Origin of the sequence: Pseudoalteromonas sp. SW0106-04 (assembly GCF_001293805.1) — a bacterium.
Lineage (GTDB): Bacteria > Pseudomonadota > Gammaproteobacteria > Enterobacterales > Alteromonadaceae > Pseudoalteromonas > Pseudoalteromonas ruthenica.
Map to the genome: position 1 here is coordinate 15,080 of NZ_BCAI01000004.1, position 22,634 is coordinate 37,713.

The window sequence follows — 22,634 nt, forward strand, 5'->3', positions numbered from 1 at the left end:
CATCCAAGAATTATTATGCGACAGTTAAAATACCCTCTGATGCTGGTGTTGAGTGCTTTGTGGGCCGCTGGTTTACACGCTGAGCCACAACATTCGGGTGCATCTCTTGTGGAGCCTATACAGGAAATATACCCCACATTGATAGGCGATAAGATATGGGTAGCGGGTGGGATTTCTAGCCAGCTGCCGATGTCTCAAGGGCAAATGACAGCGAAAGTGCATTACTGGTCTCCTGGAGATCCGCACTGGCAGAGCGCACCTGATTTACCCCAAGGGCGTCATCATACCTATCTACAAGCGGTTGGCGATAAGCTGTTTGCATTGGGTGGCTTTATCAACTCCGAAAGCGGTCAGTGGTTAAATACTGGTGACATTTTAATGTTGTCTCAATCAGCGGCGCAGTGGCAGCATGTAGCCACTTTACCTATCCCATTAAGTGAGACGGTTGCAGCGGTTATTGATGGCAAGATACACCTCGCCGGTGGGCGCACACCACATAGCGATAAAAATGGTCAGTGGCAGCATAGCCATGATACCGCACGCCATTTTGTGTTCGACCCTGACACATTTAGCGTCACTGAAGCAGCGCCGCTACCCAGTGCTCGTAACAGCGCCGCAACCGTGCAGATTGATGGACGATGGCTCATCCTTGGCGGGCGCCAAGTCGGTATGCCGCCGATGACGGATGTGTTGGAGTATCAGAGCGAACAAGATACATGGCGGCACTTGCCTTCTATGCCACAGCCAAGGGCAGGGCACGCTGCAACAGTCAATGATCACTATGTATCTGTTTTTGGCGGTGAACACGCCGAGGGGGTCTATACCGATGTGCTGCGCTACAACACTCGTACGCAGCAATGGCATGTGCAAGGACAGTGGCCTTTGGCTCGTCATGGTTTAGGGGCGATTTCCTTAGGCGCACAAACCTGGCTGATTGGAGGGGCTCAGGCGGTCGGTCTGGCAAAAACCAGTGCGCAGGTTAACACCGCCGCTGAGGCCGTGGTAGTAGTGAATGAAGCCACAAGTTCAACGAAATAGTCACGAGCCGGTATGATGTTACCGGCTATAAATGCGTATATTTAGTTATAAAGCGTGAGTATTAGGTGCCATATACGACAAGGTTGTTATTGAATTAGACTAACCTGCTTAGCAGCGGTATCGGTTTGTAGGCCAAAATGGCCAAGAGCGTAAGTAAAAGTAGCGGTTTCATGCCAAATTCGACTGCTGTGAATGCCGTACACGTAGCAACTCCCCGTTGCGCAGACGACCTGATCGGCATAGCTTTTAATGGAATACACTCGGTTTGCGAATTGCTGCCCATATAGACCGTCAAGAAACGGGCTACTCACTGATAGGCCGTGATACCCACAGGTACTGTTCCACACATTGTAAGGATAAACACCGCAACTTAATAAACCGCGCAACGCCCCGGCAATACCGACAAATGCATCGACATCAGCACTTAACCCCAGTTTGTAAACTTGCTGCGCAGCTAGGGTGACACCCATCGAATGGCCAATAATGTCTATTTTTCCACTGCACGATTGGTTGATGGCATCAAGAATGGCTTCGCGCACGGGAAGCTCTTCACTGCCGTTGTGATCGTTGCAGCTCGCGCATGTTTTAGAGCCCCAATTTGGGGCAAAAATTTGTGTATCGGTATAACCTTGAGCATATAGTTGCTCACGGGTGTTGTTCCAACTAGAGGGGGATGATGTGTTGCCATGGACCAAGACGACATTATCGCGACACTGTGCCCAAGCGGATGGACTTACACCGACCAATAAGGCGATAGCGACAAAAATATGTTTCATGAGTATAAAATCTATTATTAACATTGATTTTACACGGTATGAAAATGATACGGCGCTGGGTATAGTTCTTTGGTACAGTCAGCCATTATTTATATTCTCAAGCCGGGCACATTATCATGAATCTAGAGCCGAGCATGGCAAAGCGAGTGCACACGCAACTCAATAACCAACATGCAGTAAAAGCCGCCTTGTACACAAGCATGTGGTGTGTACCTATTTTGCTGCTGTGGTATGGAACGTTTGCTGTGTTGCCTAAGGCATCTCCTTTGATGTTATTTGTCAGCGGTGCTCTGTTAGGCGTTTCTGTGCGTTATCATGGCAAGGGCTTTATGCGGCGTTTTGCCGTGCTCGCTTTGTTGGCGCACATAATAGTCGTGGGCGTTGCCATCAATATCGGTATTGTCCTTTCAGGCACAATTTGGGGAATTATTTTGCTGGCATTGTATGTCAGTGGTGCGTGGGCTGCTGCTTTTTTTGCTCGCAGAAGTGTGCCGTTGACAGACAATCGTGCTTTTTACTTGCTCAGTGAACAGCAGCCACACGCTAGTCGCCAACAGCTAAAGAATCGTAGTTATGTTGCGTTTCCAATGCTACTGCTTGGCGCTTCCTTTTGTTGTGCCGCAACTGCGCTAGCGATTCATGTTGTTCATGGGGCGAGGCTTCAGCAGCAGTGGGCGCAGGACTATCAGCAACAATTAACGCAGCATCGTGAAAAAAGCATAGACGTGACACCACAGGCATTGCAGGGTTTATCTACCGAGCAGGCTTTTTATTACGCTTACAGTTATTACACTGGTCGTGATATGCGCCCTCAAGGGCAAATGCGCGGCGCCTATCCCCACTCACCGTTTAAAGCGCAAACGATCCTGCGTTATTTGCTCCGCTATCGTCAGCAGCCTCGCGCTGCGTTTATCTTGGCTCGCACGAGTGAGGGAGCCAAACGAGGTGAGTATCTCCAACGGGCTGTAAGCTTGGGCGATAATTACGCAAAATTTTACTCAGTTGTTGACTACGGGTGTGGGGGTCATGAAACTCGAGCCAAAGAGTTACTCACAGCGATGGCTTCGCTGACGCAAGAAGGCGCTATTGGCGCTGATATTGATACCGTGTTGCATTATGGGTTCGATGTCATGTGCGCAGACTTTGATAACACCGAATTCCAGTTGCGTTTTATTCGTGATTATCGCCCAGGTTCGGATTGATAAAACTAACAGACTTAACTTGTTGAGTTCTGATTCAACATGGCACAGCCATGTTTATCTGTCAGGCAAGAGTTGCTACCCTTTGGGCTTTAAGCGGTAATTGAGAACCTAAAATGATAAACGATAATGACATTATTGATACGCTAGAGGAATTAGAGGCGTTTCTGCGCTCGGTGGAAAGCGGTAAATTAGGCTTAGACAATGCGGCAGGCATTGCCCTGGCGACTAACAATGCCGATGGCCGACCTTTTATTGCGGTACTCGATGACAATCACCAGCTACTACTTGGGCGCTGGGTGACCCAAGAAGTGTACGATAATGGTAAAGATTTAGTGCGTAATGCACCGCAGCAGCGTCATTAAAGACGCGCTGAGGTCAGAGGCTGCTTAGCTAGGCAGCCTCACTTCACAGTTATAGCGCTGTTAAGCTTTGCTTTAGCATGGCTTTAATTTGCGCTACGATTTTCGCTTCCGTTTGTGGCTCAAACTGCGCAATGCGAGGGGTGTGAATATGCCCTGTCGGTACATCTGAATTAAGCTCATTGCGCAAGCGAATACTGCGGTAAGAGATTTCATTCGATAAGTAGCCACCGCCACCACCATTGACCGCGATTGCACCTTCTAGCTCGGCCAACGAACTAGGCTTAAATGTCTTCTCTAGAGTGGTTACTTCATGGTTATCATTGATTTCATAGGGGCCTTGCGCTTTTTGCATGTGCGCGACTGGCAAACTGAATTCAACAAACTCTGCACCGGGAAGAGGGCGGCCATTAAGGCTGGATATTTTCGGTGCGGTTTGCGTGCCACCATAAACTATATTGGCGTTATCGGGAGCGGTAACGCTGCGGCGCTTACCTGGAAAGCGTTCTAAATCAAAGTGCTCTCGGCCCATACTGATAGTGACGACCATATCAACGTTATTGAGCGCATAATAGGGCGCTAGCAATGCTTCAATCAGGCCTTCATCAAAGTCTTTATAGCGCACCGGGATCATCACGGTGTTAATTTCTGCGCGTACGCCCTTGTGGCTGATCACCTGTCCATCTAATAACAATGCAGCGACCCCTGAAGGATTACTTTGATCAATGTGTTCATCAAGCAAAAAAGGGTCAAAGCCGGTGATCAGAATCTTTTTCTCAGTGTCCTGGCTGTACGCTAAGTCGTATTGCCCTCGACTGCCTCGCTCTAGGGTGTTGAGTAAGCTTTGACGCTGCGCATCGCTGAGCGCAAAGTGTGGGTTAGTGGCACGAATAACCTTACTCGACTGTAACCGTGCCCAATACAATGCGCGGTCATCGTAATCTTTTTTCGTAGTGATACGCTGTTTGGCGTTGCGCCACAACTGGTTGGCGTAATCATAAACCACATCCTGAGCACGTTCGAAGCTCTTTAGTTCTTGCCACTGTTGTGCAAACGCGCTTACATCACTGGCAAAGGCGCTGGTTACGTTGGGCATTGCTTCAGCGGCTGCGGGTAGACGCTGCTCTTCCACCGTAAGGGTGGCGGCCAAAGCGGTGGCACAAGAAAAGACTAAACTCGAAGCTAGCAATAGTTTGATCATGATTATCCTATGTAGTTACAGCATTAAAACCGCATATCACTATCCTACGTCTGAGAGCTGAGCGCAAATAATTCAGCTCTATTGGCGATGGGGCTAAGCACACTTGTTTGCAGTACATGGCCAACTAAAGCAATATAGGTGAGATTATTTTCCTATCAGCAACTTTAATAATTGAGCCTAAGGATGGGATTACCTACAATAGCGCCCACGTTTATTTGTAGAGATACGTCATCATGACCGACAACAGCAAACCTGATATTCCCAATATGCTTTCGATTAACCCACGCAGCCCGCATTACAATGAAGAAGTGCTAAAACACGATATTGGCGTGCGTTTCAATGATAAAGAGCGTAATGATGTAGAAGAGTACTGCATCAGTGAAGGCTGGATTAAAGTAGCCCATCCGAAAGCCCGCGACCGTCGCGGTCAGCCTCTGTTGATTAAAAGCAAAGGAACGGTTGAGGTCTTCTACCGTTAATCAGTTGGGCAGGCCGTTGTGAGCTTGCCTGAATTTTACTTTACACACCCCTCGCTCTGCGCAGTTTGCAGGCGGTTATTTTTAGCCACACGCCTGGCAGTTACCCTTTTCGCTTACCTCTGCATTATCAGTGACACTGACAATGTGGGCTACCGTTTCTAAATAACTTTCCTTTTTTGCATCCAAAATCAGTGCTTGTCCGTTATCACCTTTGATATTAACTGGTAACAAGGAACAAGCCATGAGGTTTAACACATTACTACTTTCTCTCGGGGCGATTACGGCTCATCCGTTGTCGGCTAATGTAGAAACGATCACCGTGTATGGGCACCGCAGTGGCCTTATTGGTGAGTCGATTAGCGCATCAAGTGGCGTGATAGGTCAGGGTGAAATTGATAGCCGAGCCATGTTGCGTAGCGCAGAAATGCTAGAGCTTATTCCGGGTATGGCCGTGACACAACACAGCGGCTCGGGTAAAGCGAATCAGTATTTTATTCGTGGTTTTAACTTAGATCACGGCACCGATTTTGCGACCTATATCGATGGCATGCCCATTAATATGCGCAGTCATGGGCACGGTCAAGGCTATACCGATCTCAATTTTATTATTCCTGAAACGATTGCCACCATCACCTATCAAAAGGGCAGTTATCACGCAGAGCAAGGCGATTTCTCCAGCGCCGGCAGTGCCTACTTTCACCTTGCTGATAACCCCACACATCAGCAGTTAACGTTGAGTATTGGTGAGGATAACTATACTCGAGCGGTTGCGATGGCGAGTGTTGCAGCGGGGCAAGGCAAGGTTATTGGCGCTGCCCAATGGCAAGGTTATGACGGCCCTTGGCAAGATATCAATGAAGATATCAGCAAGAAAAATGCGTTGCTACGTTATGTAGGCCGCGCTTGGGACGGCGATATGTCTATAACGGCAATGGCCTACGACAATCGCTGGAATGCCGCCGACCAAATACCACGTCGCGCGGTACGCCAAGGAATAATAACAGAGTTAGGTTCTTTAGATAAAACCTTAGGGGGACACTCCAGTCGCTACAGTGTATCGGCCAATTGGCAAGGGCAACGCGTTAGCGCGAGTGCCTATCTTATTGACTATAAATTGGATTTGTTTTCGAATTTTACTTACTTTCTCAACGACCCCATCAATGGCGATCAATTTCAGCAATATGATGAGCGGGTGATCAGCGGTGCAGCGCTAGGGTATACCTTTTCACAACAGACGTCCTGGCCCATCGAGCACCGCGTAGGGATCACTCTGCGTAATGATAATGTCGGTGAAGTGGGGCTGTATAATACACGTGCGCGTCAGCGTTTAAGTACTGTGCGTGAAGACAGTATTGATGAGCGTAGTTACAGTGCTTATTGGCATTCGCAGATAACCATTAGCTCAAAGCTCGAAGCTAATCTAGGTCTGCGTTATGACTATCTAGAAGCCAATGTGCAAAGTGATAACCCAAGTAACTCCGGCGATGCCAGCGATGACTTATTCAGCGTGAAGGCGAACATAAACTACCTCTTTACGCCGCAATGGGCCGGCTATTTTAATTTTGCTCAAGGGTTTCATTCCAATGATGCTCGCGGAGCAACGATAAATCTAGACCCTATCACCCTGGAGGCGACAGAGCGGGTCGACCTACTTGTACGCAGCGAAGGAGGTGAAGTAGGCGTGCGCTATTTCGATGAGCAGCAGTTTAATTTTTCAACCGCTCTATGGTGGTTAGAGTTAGACTCGGAGCTACTATTTGTTGGCGATGCCGGTAATACTGAGGCCAGTGATGCTTCGCGGCGCTATGGTTTGGAGCTGAGTGCTTATTATTGGCTCAATGAGCGCTTTAGTGTCGATATGGAAGCGTCGTTCACGCGTTCGCGCTTACGTAATGGCACTAAGGATGATCGCGTCGAGGGCGCAGTACCCGTAGTGGCAAGTGCTGGTGTCAATTGGCATATCAATGAGTTGTGGTTGAGCTCGTTACGTTTTCGTCATATTGGCAAGCGCATACTCAGTGCCGATGGCGAGCGACGTTCGCAGCCTCTGAGTGTGGTCAATGGGTTGCTCAGTTATCGTCAAACCCACTGGAAAGTGGATGTCGAGCTACTCAACATGTTTAACAGTCAGGATCATGATATTGACTACTACTACAGTTCTCGCTTGCCGGGTGAGGCAGATGAGGGTATTGCGGATATTCACTTTCATCCCATTGAACCACGGACGTTGAGACTCTCGGTAAGCTGGTTGTTTTAATTGGCGTAAAAATGAGCGCCCAGCTTGGGGCTAGGCGCATTGGCTTTAATCTATGAGTGAAGTGATTGGTTCGGGACCATCAAACAGCTCAAACACTTGGCTCGTTTTACTGTCTTTGCCAGCGATATACACCAGCGCCTCTGCCACGTTCTCGCGAGAGATCACCGCGTCTTGGCGCGACTCTGGGCGCTTGATACGGTATTTTTTGGTCGCTGGTTCATTGAGCAAAGTACCCGGGCGCACGATGGTGTAATCAAGGCCACTGTTTATCAGTTGCTCATCGGCCATGTGTTTGGCTACCAAATAGGGCTTTATGCTGCTTTCAATATTATCAGGTGCGTCGGCACCAATTGAGCTCACCATAATAAAGTGTGCAAGCTTATGATCTTTCGCAAAATCCACGGCCCGCTTTGCAGCCCATAAATCAATGAGTAAGGTTTTATCAGCCCCGGTGCTGGCCCCAGAGCCTGCAGCAAAGATCACTTGTGTGCAATTATCAAAGGCAGCGCTAAAATCATTTTCCAAATCTTGCTCAATAATAGTTAGCCCTTGTTGGGGCAAGTCACTTAGCTTGCTTTTATCGCGTACTAAGGCCACGACTTCGTGCCCTTGGGCTAACAGTTTCGCGGTCGTCATTTTTCCGATTTGACCACTGGCTCCGATGATCAGGGTTTTCATATCGCGCTCCTTAAAGTTCTGCTATTTTCCCGTGCCGGTGAGGTCATCACCCACGGCTTAAAAAGGTGTACAGTTAAAACCTTGGGGCGGAGCATATGATTTAAACCCCAAATTATAAAATGGTTGGCATTACTGCATTCGGCCTTTCTTGAATATACTCGGCTGCCAACCCCAATGAATTGCGCCAAGGCGCAGCAGCACAGTGACCAACACAGACCCGATAATGCACCACAGGTAAGCAATATCTAAATGAAATAGCACGGCATAAGTCAGCCCTCCCAACAGACAGGCTGTAGAGTAAAGCTCTTGGCGCATAACGAGAGGGACTTCGGCGCAAATCACATCCCGCAGTAAGCCGCCAAATATGCCTGTGGTCATCCCCATGGTGATGGCCACGATCATATCGGTGCCTTGCAGTAGCGACTTCTCAATGCCGACGATATTGAAAATAGCCATGCCAATGGCGTCAAGTAACAGCATGTAGTAACTCGATACATTAGGAAGGTGGCGGATAAACAATACCGTGATAAAAATAGCGCTGTAGGTGGCATAGAGGTAGTTGGGATTGTCTATCCAGAATACGGGTTGATTTAGCAACACATCGCGCAGGCTGCCGCCACCAAGCGCGGTGACTGAAGCAACAACGACGACACCAAAACCGCCGATGTTTTTATCATGGCCTAGCAAAGTACCAGAAATGGCAAAAAATGCGACGCCAATAATGCTTAAAAACTCAAAGTAGTCAGATGTCACCTAAGGCCTCCATTGCAGGTGAAAATGGGTTCCTGAACGGGTAACGCTAACTAAAGCAAGGTGTATTGATACTGAATGACAAAGCGGGTAGCAGGCCGCAGCAATGTGCGGCCAATAGAATGTTACTTAGTGAGTTTACGAGCGCGAAATTGTCGGCCTTTCATTTTGCCTTCGCTGATCACCTTCAAGGCGGTATTGGCTGCTTTTCGCTCCACAGCGACATAAGCGCTGATCGCCGTGACTTTGATTTTCCCTATTTGTGTGCCTTTCACCGCATCGTTTGCCGTCAAGGCACCGAGAATATCACCGGGACGCAGCTTAGACTTTTTACCACCATCGATTTGAATTGTGACCATAGGCGCACGTTTAACCGGATTACCAAACACGTTGTCGTTAGGTAAGTCTGTTGGCTCCACTGTGGTATTTAGATAATCTTCTAACGCGTTGACCTTGTGGGATTCTTTATAGCTCATCAATGAACATGCAACCCCTTTATTGCCAGCCCGACCGGTGCGGCCAATACGATGCACGTGCACCTCAGGGTCGTGCGCAATGTGATAGTTGATGACCATATCAACATGGTCAACATCAATGCCGCGAGCGGCGACATCGGTGGCAACTAGCACGCTCATGCTTTGGTTAGCAAAGCGCACTAACGTACGGTCACGGTCTTTTTGTTCCAAATCGCCATGCAGTGCACCACAATCAAAGCCACACTGGCGCAGGCTATCGCAGAGCTCTTGGCATTGTGCCTTAGTATTGCAGAAAATAACCGCTGCACTGGGAGCAAAGTGCAATAACAGCTTTTGCGTTGCTTGCATACGCATGGCATTGTCGTCCACCTCGTAGAAATACTGCTCGATAGTGGCATGATCATGGGTGGACTCAACGGTGATTTTTTCCGGATTGTGCATAACATGTTGAGCGAGCTGTTCTATTTTTGCCGGATAAGTGGCGCTAAATAGCAGGTTCTGTCGCACCGCAGGGCAGTGGTCAACAATGTATTGCAGTGGCTGTTCGAAGCCCATTTCCAGCATGCGATCGGCCTCATCAAGCACAAAGGTATTTACCTCATCTAAACTGAGGCGGCCCTTACGTAAGTGCTCTTCAATGCGCCCAGGGGTACCGACAACAATATGCGCCCCATGCTCCAGCGACCCAATTTGTGGGCCCATTGGCGCACCACCACACAAGGTTAACACCTTAATATTATGGATTACGCGTGCTAACTTACGGATTTCGACTGCCACTTGGTCGGCCAGCTCACGAGTGGGGCAGACAACCAGAGACTGTACTCGAAAGCGCTGTACATTGAGGTTATGCAGTAATCCCAAAGCGAATGCTGCGGTTTTACCTGAACCGGTTTTGCCCTGACCAATGACATCTTTGCCGGCCAAAATAAGCGGCAAGGTTTGCGCTTGAATATCGGTCATCGAGTGATACCCCAAGGATGCGAGGTTATCTAACAACGCAGGGGACAGTGGAGTGGAGGAAAAGGGCAATGCAGTCACGGCAAGGTTCATCTTATTGAGTACAAAACGCCATTATAACACGTTCGTGACGATAATAATGAGGGTCAAGTGCTGCCACTTGACCCACCGAACTTTAAAAAGTGGATTTTTGCATATCAATGACAAAGCGGTAATGCACATCGGCGCGCTCAAGTCGTTCAAACGCCTTATTTATCTGCTCCATGGTGATCATTTCCACTTCCGGCAAAATGTTCATTCGCGCGCAAAAATCGAGCATCTCTTGGGTTTCAGCAATCCCCCCAATGAGCGATGCGGCAATACGACGACGACCCATGACTAAAGGCACCGTGTTCATTTCGGCCATCGGACCTACTTGCCCGACTAAGGTCAAGGTGCCATCTATTTTTAGTAGCGGCACATAGGGCGTAACATCGTGTTTTACTGGCACCGTATCAACGATAAGATCAAAGGTGCTGGCGGCCCGCTCCATGCTGTGCTCATCATTGGAAAGTAAAAAAGCGTCGGCGCCCAAGGCTTCGGCATCCGCTTTTTTATGTGCAGAGCGACTGACAACCGTTACATGTGCTCCCATAGCAACAGCAAGCTTCACAGCCATATGACCGAGTCCACCCATGCCAATGACAGCGACATGACTGCCTGGGCCAACATTCCATGTTCTCAGGGGCGAATAGGTGGTAATGCCCGCGCAGAGCAAAGGTGCGGTCTTTGCTAAATCGAGCGCCGCTGGCACAGCGAGTACAAATTCCTCGCGCACCACGATGTTCTTTGCATAACCGCCTTTAGTGATCTCTTTAGTATGGGGGTCTGGGCTATTATAGGTTTGGGTAAAACCGTGCTCACAAAACTGCTCCTCGCCTGCGTGACATTGGCTGCATTGTTGGCAGCTATCGACCATACAGCCTACCGCCACATGATCGCCTTTGTTGTAACCTGTAACTTTGGCACCGACCGCAATGACTCGGCCGACGATCTCATGGCCAGGCACACTAGGGTAAAGCGTCCATCCCCAATCATTTTTTACGGTGTGCAAATCACTGTGACAAACGCCACTGTAGAGGATCTCGATGGCGACATCGTCCTCTCGTAACTGCCGACAATTATATTCATAAGGCACCAACGGTGTGTCATGTGAATGTGCAGCATAGCCTGTGGTTTTCATAAAGCCTCCAAAATAATGATAGGGCAGTGATAGACTGCCCTAGGGTCAGCAAATTATAGGTGGGTGTTGAAAAAGTCGCCGAGCTTAGCAAATGGGATCAACTCAACACGATCATATAAGTCAACATGGCCGGCGCCTTCAACTAGGTAGAGCTCCTTGGGCTCAGCTGCGCGGGCATAGGCATCTTGGCTAAATTCAATGGAATGCGCTTGGTCGCCGGAAATAAAAAGTAGCGGGCGCGGCGAGATCAGTTCCATGTCATTAAACGGATAAAAATTCATAAACTTAGTATTGCTGCTAAGCGTAGGGTGCGTGGTCAGCTCAGGTGAGGAGCCCGCAGGCGTATATTGGCCGCGTGGTGTACGGTAAAAATCGTAAAACTCTTTAGCTATGGGGTGTGAATCGTCATTGATCTCATGGGGAGTGCCGCCGGTGTATTGAGTTTCACCGCCTGCAAACTCAACGTCGCGCTGCGCAGCAGCTTGAGCGATCACTTGCTTACGTTGTGCCAGCGTTTGCGACTGGTTATAAAGGTTACGAGTGAATGCCCCCATGTTATACATACTCACCGTGGCTATGGCTTTCATTCGTGGGTCGATTTTCGCAGCACTGATTGCGAAGCCACCGCTGCCGCATATGCCCAGTACTCCGATACGTTTAGCATCGACATGCTCGTTGGAGCCTAAGTAATCGACTGCGGCACTAAAATCTTCGGCATACATGTCTGGTAGCACGGCATTGCGCGGGTTGCCTTCGCTTTCACCCCAAAATGACAGATCAATGGCCAGTGTGACAAAACCCATTTCCGCAAGCTTTTGTGCATAGAGTACGGCACTTTGTTCTTTCACCGCTCCCATTGGGTGACCCACGATAATTGCTGGTTTGCGCTCATCCGCTTGCATGTTTTCGGGTAGGTATAAATTACCAGTAACCTGCATGTGATATTGATTGTTGAATGTAACTTTTTGCATAGAGATACGCTCGCTTTGATAGAAGTTATTGGCTCCGTGACTCACCTGTGCAGTATGGGCATTATTTGCAGCTAGGGTTGCACTTGCCCATAGGGCCGAGCAGATAAGCACGCTAGTGAATGGATTTATAAATGTGGCTTTCATCAGAACCTCCGGTTGTGCAACACAGTGTTGGTGATCACTAGGATTACCAAGTGCACACAATGTGTTGCGTTGCTGAGCTCATTATCAGGTAAAGGCTGGTTATTAAATAGACACAAAGCTGTTCGGTTCTTGCCTAAAAGTATGAGTGATAGGAAAAGGGTTACCTCTGATTATCGAATATCGGGTTACTTTGCAGAGCTAATGTAAACGTTATTCTTCGGTTTCAAGCGCGAGCTACAATCAGGCAATGATGCTGCTGTTTTTGGCATTCTATTAGGCACAAATCATCGCTACTGTAATCACTACTAGGTGTTTTTAGAAACGGGAGAAAACCATGTCAAAAAGTGAAGATATGAGCGTTATCCGGGCGCACCAGAGTGAACCCATAACGGGCCCTGCGGAGTGTTTTACCGGCTCGGTAACTATTAGTAGTTTATTTACCGCCCCGGCACCATCACGATTAGGTGCTGCGGTTGTTAATTTTGCTGCTGGCGCACGTACACACTGGCACTCACACCCATTGGGACAAATTTTGGTGGTCACTCAGGGCATCGGTTGGACCCAATGTGAAGGGGGTGAGAAAACGCAGATCGGGCCGGGTGATTTGATTTGGTGTAACTGTGGTCGTCGTCACTGGCATGGTGCAACCAGTAGTGAACCGATGCAGCACATCGCGGTGCAAGAGGCGCTTAATGGTGAGGCTGTGCAATGGTTTGAAGCAGTGAGCGATGAGCATTATTTGGCGCCTGTAGTTAAGGCCAGTGAAGCACCTTAGTTAACCTTTAATTTGCTGGCGCTGCGCAGCGATATCGCGTTTGGGGGAAGTGCCGAACAAACGCGAATATTCGCGAGAGAATTGCGATGGGCTTTCGTAGCCCACCTTGTAAGCCGCACTTGAAGCATCGAATTGCTCGCCGAGCATAAGCCGACGGGCTTCAAGCAAGCGCAAGCGCTTTTGATATTGCAATGGGCTCATGGCGGTGAGTTGGCGAAAATGATGATGGAAGGTGGACTTGCTCATTTGCGCCATGTCGGCCAGCTCATCAACACTTTGGTGTTCTTGGTAGTGTGTTTTCAGCCACTCGATGGCGCGTGCTACTCGCAGCCCCTGGCTGCCAGCCGAGACCACTTGGCGTAACCGTGCCCCTTGCTCACTGATCAGCACCCGCCAGAAAATCTCACGCTTGATAAGCGGCGCCAATACTGCCTGTGAATCGGGTTCATCGAGCAGTGCAACTAAACGCTGGCAAGCACCGAGTAAGGTCGTGGTCATAGTCCCCAGTACCATGCCCTTGTCATGCTCGCAGGGGGGGCTTTTTGCAGTGGCGCTTGAACGATTAGCTCACTCATCACCGCCAAATCAAACTTAAGAACAAGGCCTAGATACGGTGCTTGGTCGTTCGCCTCCAACACTTGCATTCTTGCCGGTAAATCGAGTGATGTAATGAGAAAGTGGTAAGGGTCGTAACGAAACTCTTGGTCCCCTAGGGTCATGCTTTTTGCACCTTGCACCACCAGAGCAATGCTTGGTTCAACCACACACAATGAACACGAATCGGCGGGCTCTGTTTGGCGATAAAATGCCAACCCCTCAATCGCTGTTTCTTGCATCGCTTGGCCCTGATTGTGGCGTTCGATCATTGCAGCCAACTCATTGCTGATGGCACTGATACGGTTTTGCTCTGTGTTCATAGTCTTGTTTACGGCGATGGGTGGGTAGCTGTGAGTGTAATGCAAAGAATGAGGCTTGCCTAGAAATTGATCTGTACACTCAGAGTTATAGGCAAGTAAAGCGGAATAATATACTACCGAGATAGGCTGAACTCAGAAAAAATAGGTGCAATCGACAGCGCAAATCACAGCTGTTGATTGCACCTATTTAATCTGAGGAGATGACCTATGAAAGCGATTATTCCGACGTTGATGTTAATTATTGGCTTGACAATGGCGACTCAGGCCATGGCACAAAGCGCTCCTGAGGCGCAAATCAGTGTACAAGTTAACGGTAGCCAGTTACCTCTGCAGGGGCTAGGGGAGTACTTTAGCGGCGCGGTGCGCGTGGAACCCCTATTTCAGCCGCAACCACAGACCCGTGCCGGCGGTGCGAATGTGACGTTCGAGCCCGGCAGTCGCACACATTGGCATAGTCATCCACGAGGGCAAACGTTAATTGTTACCTCGGGTCAGGGTTGGGTACAGCAGTGGCAGGGTCGGCGTTTAGTGATAGAGCCTGGTGATGTCGTACACATCCCTGCGAATGTGAAACATTGGCATGGTGCGACTGCGCGCACGGCAATGACACATATGGCTATTCAAGAGTCGCACCAAGGCAGTGTCGTGACTTGGATGGAGGCCGTGACCGATAAGCAGTACCAGCCTTAGGTGCGCGGGCTTATGCATATTAGTTTAACTATAGGCGAGACAGCATTGACTGGCACTCTGCTGGATACCCCTGCCGCACGAGATTTCTATGCTCTATTGCCTTTGCAGGTGTTGCTCAGTGATTTTGCTCAAGCGGAGAAAATTGCCAATTTACCGAAGGAGTTGAGCTTATCCGAAGCCGCAGCGGGCTGTATAGGTGAGCCTGGAGATATCGCTTACTATGCTCCTTGGGGGAACTTGGCGATTTTTTATCGCCACACCGCCTACGCCAAAGGGTTGGTGAAGCTAGGCGCGTTAACAGGTGATCTCAGTGCACTATTAGCAATTGATGGTGATACTGTGTGTATTCGAGCGCAATAAGCGATGATAGCGAAGCACCAGGCGTTTTTTGTCGCCGCGAGTATACAAATTTTGGTGTTTGCTTGCGCCGGCGCGCCAATTTCACTCTTTAATGTATATCGTGCGCAAGATGGCCTTTCTCATAGCGACTTAGGTTGGGTTTCACTAGCCTACTTTATTGCTGCTGCACTGGCTTTATTGGTATTTGGAAGGTTATCAAACCATCTCGGTCGCAAGCCTATGGCCGTGGCGGCGTTACTGTGTGTCTTACTTTCTTGTGTCACTATGATTGCCATGCAAACCTCGCTTGCGCTGCTCATTGCACGAGCCTTACAGGGGTTTGCGTGCGGTGTGGCTGCAAGTTCCGTAGGTGCTTATGTCACCGATTTGGGAAGCTATAGACGTAAATCATGGGTGGCACTGATCACCAGTTGTGCACCCATGATAGGTATCCCTTTGGGAGCGGTAAGCTGTGCCTTACTCGTGAACTATGCTCCTGCGCCAAAATTACTCATTTACACCTTGATAGCCACTGTGGCGGTGATGCTACTTGGACTACTGCTTCAATGCGAGGAAACGGTGCAGCGTAAAGGCAATGTGCGCTCAGCACTAAAGCCTGATTTCTACATGCCCAAAGCAGCATTGAGGCCGTTTGCCACTTTGTCAGCTGTGGTGGTGGCTACTTGGTCTATTGGTGGGTTCTACCAAGCGTTTGGGCCGGAAATTGTCGCCACTGCGCTGGGCAGTGATAATGCCCTTGTCAGTGCGTTGGCCTTTTTCTCAGTGATGGTTCTTACCCCCTTGGGTGGGGCGCTTGCGGACAGGTTCGTTGCCCAGCGCGCGATTGGGGTGGCGATGTTGATTTTAGTAACGGCCCTTATGGTTATTGCCTGTGCGCTCCATTTCGCTTGGCTCGAAGTCTTTTTGGCTGCGAGCTTGAGTGTGGGGATTGCGCAGGGGGTTGCCAGTAGCGCGGGAATTTCTGTGTTGATGGCGGATATTAGCCGAGAACATCGCGCAGGTATGCTGGCAAGTGTTTACATGGTCTCGTATTTGGGCGCGGTATTGCCTGCTTTAGTTGCGAGTATCGCTGCTAACTATGCAGGTGTATTTACTTTGTTTTGTGGGTATGCGGTGCTTGCCAGTATTGCCGCGCTCATCGCTCTGCTTAGCTGCACTCTTCATTGCGCTAACAGGGCAGAGCCCAGCAAACCCACTTAATTATATATGAGTTATATAGACAGGGTTGTCCTATTAGTCGCTAAGATCTTTAGCCTCTCTGTGACTTTATAAGGAGGTAGTTAACTACCTCCTTATAACATTTTAAAAGCCTAACTGCTTCGTATATATTCCTGTTGCACAAAGGTTTGTGTTTTCCCATGTGCCATCATTATAAAGAACTCGAGTTACACACGCAGTGGCATCGTATAGGCCTCGGTTAGCATCTCGTCCGTTATCATCAAATCGACAATAATTATCAGAGCCGCAGTCCCAGCTGCCAGAAATAGCCGTACTTGTAGACCAAGTCACATGCGCGACCTCTCGATCGGAAATAAAGCGGAACACAACCCCAGGCTTGGGAACATTAGTCGTCGATTGGCAAAAATCAGGCTCAAAGCTTTGTTGTGTTGGCGTACCGCTAATCAAACATTCAACTTGAGCAGCAGAGGCACCTAGCGAAAACCCGAGAATGGCTATACCAAAAAATAGCTTTATTATTTTACTGTTCATTTTTAACTCCTTTTTTATGTTGTCATTACAATTCTTTGATCTATTTTGTTTTAATGTCAACAAGTTGAGTTTGATTCTATTTTTACTGTCGGGTTTTGTTTTTATTTTTAGTATAAATTTGAAGTTTTATGCTGGATTTAATGGGTTTTATTTTAATTTTTAGAACTGTTAAAGTTTGTAAATAGATTTTCTTTTTAATAGATACAAGATGGTACAAATGGCACATTGCGCAATATTTTTTTAATATCTACTAGAGACTCTGATTCTTGGCTTATTTTTTCACTAACTACGCTTCTCTCAGTCAGCTAAATCTAGCGCGTGTGTAGTGTTAGCGCTTACATTGCCGATGACAGTACATAACATTTGTACCTAAATTGTTTTAACTTGGCTGTAGTCTGTGTTTGTATAGGCTTATCAACTAAGCTAAAGCTGAGCGATTAAAATAACCGGAGGTCATATGAGTGTGTCTGCCAAACCCAAAGGGTTTCATTCGCTTACTGCCTATTTGATTATTGATGGTGCGGCCAAAGCGATGGTGTTTTATCAACACGTATTTGCCGCAGAAATCGTAATGCAAATGCCGTTGCCTGATGGCGGCATTGCTCACGGTGAGCTTAAAATAGGTGATTCACACCTGATGATGGCCGATGCCTGCCCCGATGAACATTTTGTTAGTCCTCACCAACTCGGTGGTACTCCCGTGAGTATGATGTTGTATGTGGAGGATGTTGATACCACGTTCGCTCGTGCTATTGACGCAGGTGCAAAAGAGCTGCGTCCTGTGCACGATCAATTTTATGGCGACAGAGCAGGGACCTTGGAAGATCCCTTTGGCCATATTTGGACCATTGCTACCCATAAAGAGGACCTCAGCCCCGAGCAGTTGCAACAGCGTATGGCTGACTTTATGAGCGAGCAACAGGATGCTTAGTAAGGGCCCACTACCGTGGGCACCGGGTCTTTAGGCACTGCGTAATTGTTGCGCTATTTGGGTGAAAATACTGGCGTCATCAATGGTAGAGGGAATTTGCAGCGCTTCGCCATCAACCAGTTGACGAAGGTTTTTACGCAGTATCTTGCCCGAGCGAGTTTTCGGTAAACGCTCAACACACAGCACTTCTTTTAAACAAGCAATGGCGCCGATTTGTGTGCGTACGCTGCTGATAAGCTCGGCGCGAATATCAGCCCAAGTCCCTGAATAACTGTCTTTTAGCACCACCATTGCCATCGGCAGTTGGCCTTTCAAGGTATCACTTATACCAAACACCGCACATTCGGCAACAGCGGGGTGGGCAGCAACGATTTCCTCCATTTCGCCGGTGGATAATCGATGCCCGGCGACATTAATCACATCGTCGATACGGCCCATGATAAACACGTAGCCTTGCTCATCGATGTAGCCGCCATCACCACAGAGATAATAGCCTGGGTAGGTACTTAAGTAACCGGCTTTGAAGCGCTCATTGTTTTGCCAAATGGTCGGTAAACACCCCGGAGGCAGTGGTAACTTAATGGCAACCGCACCACTTTCACCTGCAGCGCAGGGGGTGCCATCAACATCAAGTATATGCACATCGAAACCGGGGGTGGGCACACTGGCACTGCCTGCTTTGATTGGTAAAGGTTCAATGCCTATAGGGTTACAGGCAATGGCCCAGCCGGTTTCGGTTTGCCACCAGTGATCTAACACGGGTAACTGAGTGGTATCGGTTAGCCACTCATAAGTGGGCGGGTCGAGGCGCTCTCCAGCTAAAAAGAGCCGCTGTAAACTCTGCGTATTATGGCGCTTAAATCCTGCGCCATTAGGGTCTTCTTTTTTTATCGCGCGAAAAGCGGTTGGTGCGCTAAACAGCGCATTTACTTGATGCTCTTCAACCACACGCCAAAAGGCACTGGCATCAGGGGTTCGCACTGGCTTGCCCTCATATAAAACCGTAGTACAGCCGTAGATCAACGGCGCGTATACAATATAGGAATGGCCGACCACCCAGCCGATGTCCGATGCAGCCCAAAACACCTCCGCAGGTTTCATGGCGTAAACCACTTCCATGCTGTAATGCATTGCCAGGGCATGGCCGCCATGCTCGCGCACGACCCCTTTCGGAGTGCCGGTTGTCCCCGAGGTGTAGAGAATATACAAAGGGTGATCTCCGGCTACGGGAACAGCGTCAACGGCGGTGGCTGTTTGCATTGCCTGATACCAGTCAATATCACGCATGGGGCTTAATTCAGCAGGGCATTGTGGGCGCTGGTAAATAATACAGTGCTGCACCTTATGATGTGCCTTGGCTAGGGCTTCGTCAATGAGTGGTTTGTAAGCGATGACACGCTCTACTTCAATGCCGCAAGAGGCGCCGAGCACCAGCTTGGGTGTGGCATCATCAATACGTACTGCTAATTCATGCGCCGCAAAGCCGCCAAATACTACCGAGTGAATGGCGCCCAAGCGTGCACAGGCGAGCATCGCTATAACTGCTTGCGGGATCATCGGCATGTAAATCACCACACGGTCACCTTTGCCGACGCCTAATTCACGCATGACTCCGGCAAAGTGAGCCACTTCATCGCGCAGTTCGCGGTAGCTGTATGTTTGTTGCGTGGCGGTGACGGGTGAGTCATAAATCAGCGCTGGGCGCTCACCATAACCTTGGTTAACGTGACTATCTAATGCCAAGTAACTGGTATTGAGTTTGGCATCGGCAAACCAATGATAAAGCCCTTGTGAGTCTTGATGGTAAGCCTCAGTGGGTGGCGTATGCCAATCGATGCGCTGGCTCTGGTGCATCCAAAATTGCACTGGGTCGCTTTGAAACTGCTGGTAAATGCGCTGATATTCGCCCGCCATAAATATTTTCCTCGTATTACATGTGAGAGACCCTACAAAATGTAGGTTCTTTTTCGAGCAAGCTGTATGCGACCTTGGTCTGTGCTGCATGGCTTTGTTTATCGCGTTAGATTTGTTATTTTTGCCAATCTATTAGGACAATGGATTGACACCATGACTTGGCTGCAGCGCTGGCAACAGCTTAGCCACCCAACGCTGAAACTGGGCGTCTTATGGGTAGCCTCGCTTTTTATATTTAATTTCTATTGCTTGTTTTGGCGCCACTATGTTGGTGGTGCACGCTGGGACTTTATCGACTCACAGTTATTTTGGGTAAAAGAGTGGGGCGCTTTATGGGGGCTATCTATGGCAGCAATATATGCGCTAACACGTTCTCAGCGAGTGTATAAACCGCTGTTGTTGAGCTGTGCTGTGGTGAGTGTGCTGTTGCTAAGTTATATCCGAGTGTCGCTCGATTTCGATTTTTATGGTCCTAATTGGGCTGGCGCGGTCATTAATTTACTACCTAAGTACACCTTTGCAGTGCTTTTGGTGATGGGAGCCATTTACCTGAGCTTGGTAACCAAGGTGAAAGCACGCGACTCAGTTAACGGGGCCGATATCGCTCCTGCATGTCTCACAGTGCAGCATCGGGGCATGGAAAAAGCGCTCGCTATCAGTGATATTCAGTATGTGCGCGCTGCAGGCAATTATGTTGAGGTTGTCGATGCTGATAGCCGTTACTTAGTGCGCACCACCATTAAACAACTGAGTGAGCAGCTAGGCGCGGCACCTATGATACGCGTCCATCGCAGTTACCTGATTAATCTACACCATGTACGTGAGCTTAAGCCATTGGAAAATGGCAAAGCGCAGGTGTTAGTGGGTGAGGATCATTGGGTACCAGTGAGCAAAACTTTTAAACCAGCGCTGAAGCAAGTATTAACTCAAAGCAGACAGCCAGGCATTTCGTCACAAACTCAGTTGTTTCATCACAAAGTTATTTAAATCAATGCGTTAATAAGTACCTTTGAAGAAAAAAGAGGAGGTACTTAATGACTTATGCAGGTGTAAACCGACTACTACATTGGCTGATGGCGGCGCTTATTTTGGGGTTGCTGACCCTGGGATATTACATGACCTATGTCGCCGACTATGGCCTATATCACTTACACAAATCCGTTGCCGTGGTGGTGGCATTATTGCTGCTACCCCGACTGGTGCTGCGCTGGTTCAAACCCTGGCAGAGCACGGCTAAAGGTAAGGGCGCGAAAGCGGTGCATGGCTTTCATTGGTTGTTGTTGGTGCTGCTGGTAATAATGGTGGTGTCGGGCGCTGCTTACAGCGGCTTTGGAGGCTATGGCATTGCTTTATTCGATTGGCCATTGTTGGCGCAAAACATAGATGCTCAGCAGCAAGTCGTTGCTCACTCAGCAGCGCTTAGCGACTGGGGGTTAGCGGTGCACATATACTGTGCTTGGAAGCTGTGCTTTACACTGGCTATCCATGCAATTGCAGCGTTGAAACACCACTTTATTGACCGAGATGGGACATTAATACGGATGTTAGTCGGCGAAAAAGGAGCGCGTCTATGAAGTGGCTAGTAACGTTATTGTTGAGCCTTTATGCAGCAGCATTAAGCGCCACAACAATAGAGAAAATAAACCTCGATAACCACTGTGAACAGGCTAATTTTGCGCGCTTTGGCGAGGCGATTGGCGATGCACGTATTGTTATGCTGGATGAACTGACCCATGGCGAGCAACAGAATTTTGCACTCAAGAGCTGTTTGGTGCGTTATTTACACCAGCATCAAGGCTTTGATGCGTTGATACTGGAAAGCGGTCTATTTGATGTTGCGCAAATCTGGCAACAGCCCGGTCAAGCTATCACTGCTCAAGCACCGGTCAAGCTATCATTGCTCAAGCACCGGGCAATATCTTTTATATGTACGCCGCAAGTGCGCCAGTGCAAGCGCTCATGCGGTACATTGACGCACAGCGAGACAGTGAGCGGCCTTTGCAACTGGCTGGCTTTGATGGTCGTCTCAGTGGTGAATATTCTAAGGCGCAGGTAAGCGAATTTATCATCCAGCAAAGTCAGCGTTTCATCCCAAGTGTTGCTAAAGAGGTCGACTGGGCTGCATTTAAACGCACCAACTCAGCGGTGCTGAAGCGCCAACCACAGCATATTAATGCAAAGCAGCAACAAGCCTATGTTGCTACCTCCTATCGCCTCCAGCACGCTTTAAACACGGCTGTCAGCGACCAGCAAGGATACCAAGGACCAAAGTATGTCGCCCGGTTACTCCATGGTTTAGTGCTCGTGGCGCAGTCGATGGCAGGGCAGCGACGTCATGACGAGCACGACTTGGCTATGGCCGACAACGTGAAGTGGTTACTGAGCAGTGAATTGGCGGATAAAAAAGTGATTATCTGGGGTCACTATATCCACTTAAACTACGGCGGTTTTATTGAGCATCACTATGCAAACTTAGGCACTGTGCTGAAGCAACACTTTGGCGATAGCGTGCACTCAGTGCATATTAGCGCCGCCAGTGGCGAATATCGCGACTATGTGACGATGGCAAGTAAAAAGATTATGGCCCAGCCACAGCAATTTGAACGTCTAGTTGCGCAACAGCATGAACTGCAAACACATCAAGCACTCTTTATTGACAGCGCAGCAATGCAGCGCTTTGTGCAAAATGCGCCGTCTACTAGCGTATTATTTGGGCATCAATATCGTTACGGGATTGCTTTAGCGCAGTGGCAGCAATACTGGGATAGTCTCTTTGTCTTGGCGCACACCAACGCATCTAAAGAGCAACCATAAACTTATGCGGGGC

General features: G+C 48.9%; 26 protein-coding genes. 14 read left to right on the forward strand and 12 right to left on the reverse strand.

Going from position 1 to position 22,634, the window contains the following annotated elements:
• Nucleotides 1–15: 15 nt before the first annotated feature.
• The gene (locus W04_RS06390) at nucleotides 16–1,038 is read left to right on the forward strand and encodes a kelch-like protein (RefSeq protein ID WP_053910235.1); all 1,023 of its coding nucleotides are present in this window, start codon (nucleotides 16–18) and stop codon (nucleotides 1,036–1,038) included.
• Nucleotides 1,039–1,124: 86 nt separating this feature from the next.
• Here the strand turns inward: W04_RS06390 and W04_RS06395 are convergent, their stop codons facing one another.
• Entirely contained in the window at nucleotides 1,125–1,814 is a 690-nt protein-coding gene (locus tag W04_RS06395) for an alpha/beta fold hydrolase (protein WP_082342159.1), read from the reverse strand.
• Between the two features lie 116 nt (nucleotides 1,815–1,930).
• On the opposite strand from W04_RS06395, the gene W04_RS06400 reads away from it, so the two are divergent.
• Nucleotides 1,931–3,016: a hypothetical protein gene (locus W04_RS06400; protein WP_053910237.1), complete on the forward strand. Its 1,086-nt coding sequence runs from the start codon at nucleotides 1,931–1,933 to the stop codon at nucleotides 3,014–3,016.
• A gap of 113 nt (nucleotides 3,017–3,129) precedes the next feature.
• Entirely contained in the window at nucleotides 3,130–3,378 is a 249-nt protein-coding gene (locus W04_RS06405) for a hypothetical protein (protein ID WP_022945335.1), read from the forward strand.
• A gap of 49 nt (nucleotides 3,379–3,427) precedes the next feature.
• Here W04_RS06405 and W04_RS06410 read toward each other — a convergent pair whose 3' ends face one another.
• Nucleotides 3,428–4,576, reverse strand: a complete 1,149-nt coding sequence (locus tag W04_RS06410) for a hypothetical protein (protein ID WP_053910238.1) — start codon at nucleotides 4,574–4,576, stop codon at nucleotides 3,428–3,430.
• Nucleotides 4,577–4,809: 233 nt separating this feature from the next.
• Between W04_RS06410 and W04_RS06415 the strand changes: the two genes are divergently transcribed.
• Complete coding sequence (locus W04_RS06415) at nucleotides 4,810–5,055, forward strand: DUF3297 family protein (RefSeq protein WP_022945333.1); 246 nt, start codon at nucleotides 4,810–4,812, stop codon at nucleotides 5,053–5,055.
• Between the two features lie 81 nt (nucleotides 5,056–5,136).
• On the opposite strand, the gene W04_RS18860 is transcribed toward W04_RS06415, so the two are convergent.
• Complete coding sequence (locus W04_RS18860; protein WP_157576320.1) at nucleotides 5,137–5,298, reverse strand: hypothetical protein; 162 nt, start codon at nucleotides 5,296–5,298, stop codon at nucleotides 5,137–5,139.
• On the opposite strand from W04_RS18860, the gene W04_RS06420 reads away from it, so the two are divergent.
• Nucleotides 5,297–7,312: a TonB-dependent receptor gene (locus W04_RS06420; RefSeq protein ID WP_053910239.1), complete on the forward strand. Its 2,016-nt coding sequence runs from the start codon at nucleotides 5,297–5,299 to the stop codon at nucleotides 7,310–7,312. The two genes, W04_RS18860 and W04_RS06420, sit on opposite strands and share 2 nt — an antisense overlap.
• A 45-nt stretch (nucleotides 7,313–7,357) precedes the next feature.
• On the opposite strand, the gene W04_RS06425 is transcribed toward W04_RS06420, so the two are convergent.
• The 5 genes from W04_RS06425 to W04_RS06445 form a co-directional block, all read right to left on the reverse strand.
• Nucleotides 7,358–7,990, reverse strand: coding sequence for an SDR family oxidoreductase (locus tag W04_RS06425; RefSeq protein WP_053910240.1), 633 nt, complete (start codon nucleotides 7,988–7,990; stop codon nucleotides 7,358–7,360).
• Between the two features lie 129 nt (nucleotides 7,991–8,119).
• On the reverse strand, nucleotides 8,120–8,743 hold the full coding sequence (locus W04_RS06430) for a trimeric intracellular cation channel family protein (protein WP_045978255.1): 624 nt from the start codon (nucleotides 8,741–8,743) through the stop codon (nucleotides 8,120–8,122).
• A 122-nt stretch (nucleotides 8,744–8,865) separates the two neighbouring features.
• The gene (gene dbpA / locus W04_RS06435) at nucleotides 8,866–10,266 is read right to left on the reverse strand and encodes an ATP-dependent RNA helicase DbpA (RefSeq protein WP_197275946.1); all 1,401 of its coding nucleotides are present in this window, start codon (nucleotides 10,264–10,266) and stop codon (nucleotides 8,866–8,868) included.
• A gap of 82 nt (nucleotides 10,267–10,348) precedes the next feature.
• Complete coding sequence (locus W04_RS06440; protein WP_053910241.1) at nucleotides 10,349–11,395, reverse strand: NAD(P)-dependent alcohol dehydrogenase; 1,047 nt, start codon at nucleotides 11,393–11,395, stop codon at nucleotides 10,349–10,351.
• 53 nt (nucleotides 11,396–11,448) lie between these two features.
• Nucleotides 11,449–12,510 carry an alpha/beta hydrolase gene (locus tag W04_RS06445; protein ID WP_022945327.1) on the reverse strand — a complete coding sequence of 354 codons (1,062 nt, stop codon included), beginning with the start codon at nucleotides 12,508–12,510 and terminating at the stop codon, nucleotides 11,449–11,451.
• A 334-nt stretch (nucleotides 12,511–12,844) separates the two neighbouring features.
• Between W04_RS06445 and W04_RS06450 the strand changes: the two genes are divergently transcribed.
• Nucleotides 12,845–13,285, forward strand: a complete 441-nt coding sequence (locus W04_RS06450) for a cupin domain-containing protein (protein WP_053910242.1) — start codon at nucleotides 12,845–12,847, stop codon at nucleotides 13,283–13,285.
• Here the strand turns inward: W04_RS06450 and W04_RS19075 are convergent, their stop codons facing one another.
• Together W04_RS19075 and W04_RS19080 are read right to left on the reverse strand one after the other, a co-directional pair.
• Nucleotides 13,286–13,783 carry an AraC family transcriptional regulator gene (locus tag W04_RS19075; protein WP_231658056.1) on the reverse strand — a complete coding sequence of 166 codons (498 nt, stop codon included), beginning with the start codon at nucleotides 13,781–13,783 and terminating at the stop codon, nucleotides 13,286–13,288.
• Nucleotides 13,780–14,202 carry an AraC family transcriptional regulator gene (locus W04_RS19080; RefSeq protein WP_231658057.1) on the reverse strand — a complete coding sequence of 141 codons (423 nt, stop codon included), beginning with the start codon at nucleotides 14,200–14,202 and terminating at the stop codon, nucleotides 13,780–13,782. The genes W04_RS19075 and W04_RS19080 overlap by 4 nt, the downstream gene beginning before the upstream one ends.
• Before the next feature lie 207 nt (nucleotides 14,203–14,409).
• On the opposite strand from W04_RS19080, the gene W04_RS06460 reads away from it, so the two are divergent.
• Genes W04_RS06460 through W04_RS06470 form a run of 3 tightly spaced genes read left to right on the forward strand, consistent with a single transcriptional unit; the run spans nucleotide 14,410 to nucleotide 16,452 of the window.
• Nucleotides 14,410–14,892, forward strand: a complete 483-nt coding sequence (locus W04_RS06460) for a cupin domain-containing protein (RefSeq protein WP_157576323.1) — start codon at nucleotides 14,410–14,412, stop codon at nucleotides 14,890–14,892.
• Nucleotides 14,893–14,904: 12 nt separating this feature from the next.
• Nucleotides 14,905–15,252 (forward strand): cyclophilin-like fold protein, encoded by a 348-nt coding sequence (locus tag W04_RS06465; protein WP_053910373.1) that lies wholly within the window; start codon nucleotides 14,905–14,907, stop codon nucleotides 15,250–15,252.
• A gap of 3 nt (nucleotides 15,253–15,255) precedes the next feature.
• The gene (locus W04_RS06470) at nucleotides 15,256–16,452 is read left to right on the forward strand and encodes an MFS transporter (protein ID WP_053910243.1); all 1,197 of its coding nucleotides are present in this window, start codon (nucleotides 15,256–15,258) and stop codon (nucleotides 16,450–16,452) included.
• Nucleotides 16,453–16,554: 102 nt separating this feature from the next.
• On the opposite strand, the gene W04_RS06475 is transcribed toward W04_RS06470, so the two are convergent.
• On the reverse strand, nucleotides 16,555–16,962 hold the full coding sequence (locus tag W04_RS06475; RefSeq protein WP_053910244.1) for a hypothetical protein: 408 nt from the start codon (nucleotides 16,960–16,962) through the stop codon (nucleotides 16,555–16,557).
• A gap of 457 nt (nucleotides 16,963–17,419) precedes the next feature.
• On the opposite strand from W04_RS06475, the gene W04_RS06480 reads away from it, so the two are divergent.
• The gene (locus W04_RS06480; RefSeq protein WP_053910245.1) at nucleotides 17,420–17,893 is read left to right on the forward strand and encodes a VOC family protein; all 474 of its coding nucleotides are present in this window, start codon (nucleotides 17,420–17,422) and stop codon (nucleotides 17,891–17,893) included.
• A 30-nt stretch (nucleotides 17,894–17,923) separates the two neighbouring features.
• On the opposite strand, the gene W04_RS06485 is transcribed toward W04_RS06480, so the two are convergent.
• Complete coding sequence (locus W04_RS06485) at nucleotides 17,924–19,807, reverse strand: propionyl-CoA synthetase (RefSeq protein ID WP_053910246.1); 1,884 nt, start codon at nucleotides 19,805–19,807, stop codon at nucleotides 17,924–17,926.
• Between the two features lie 66 nt (nucleotides 19,808–19,873).
• Here W04_RS06485 and W04_RS06490 point away from each other — a divergent pair, with 66 nt between their 5' ends.
• The 4 genes from W04_RS06490 to W04_RS06505 are packed head-to-tail and all read left to right on the forward strand — an operon-like array spanning nucleotide 19,874 to nucleotide 22,621.
• A complete protein-coding gene (locus W04_RS06490) occupies nucleotides 19,874–20,794 on the forward strand; it encodes a LytTR family DNA-binding domain-containing protein (RefSeq protein ID WP_053910247.1) in 921 nt (306 codons plus the stop codon).
• A gap of 47 nt (nucleotides 20,795–20,841) precedes the next feature.
• Nucleotides 20,842–21,381: a cytochrome b gene (locus tag W04_RS06495; protein WP_053910248.1), complete on the forward strand. Its 540-nt coding sequence runs from the start codon at nucleotides 20,842–20,844 to the stop codon at nucleotides 21,379–21,381.
• Complete coding sequence (locus tag W04_RS18960) at nucleotides 21,378–21,863, forward strand: hypothetical protein (RefSeq protein ID WP_053910249.1); 486 nt, start codon at nucleotides 21,378–21,380, stop codon at nucleotides 21,861–21,863. Before W04_RS06495 ends, W04_RS18960 begins: the two co-directional genes overlap by 4 nt.
• A complete protein-coding gene (locus tag W04_RS06505; RefSeq protein WP_197275947.1) occupies nucleotides 21,767–22,621 on the forward strand; it encodes an erythromycin esterase family protein in 855 nt (284 codons plus the stop codon). Before W04_RS18960 ends, W04_RS06505 begins: the two co-directional genes overlap by 97 nt.
• The last annotated feature ends 13 nt before the right edge of the window (nucleotides 22,622–22,634 follow it).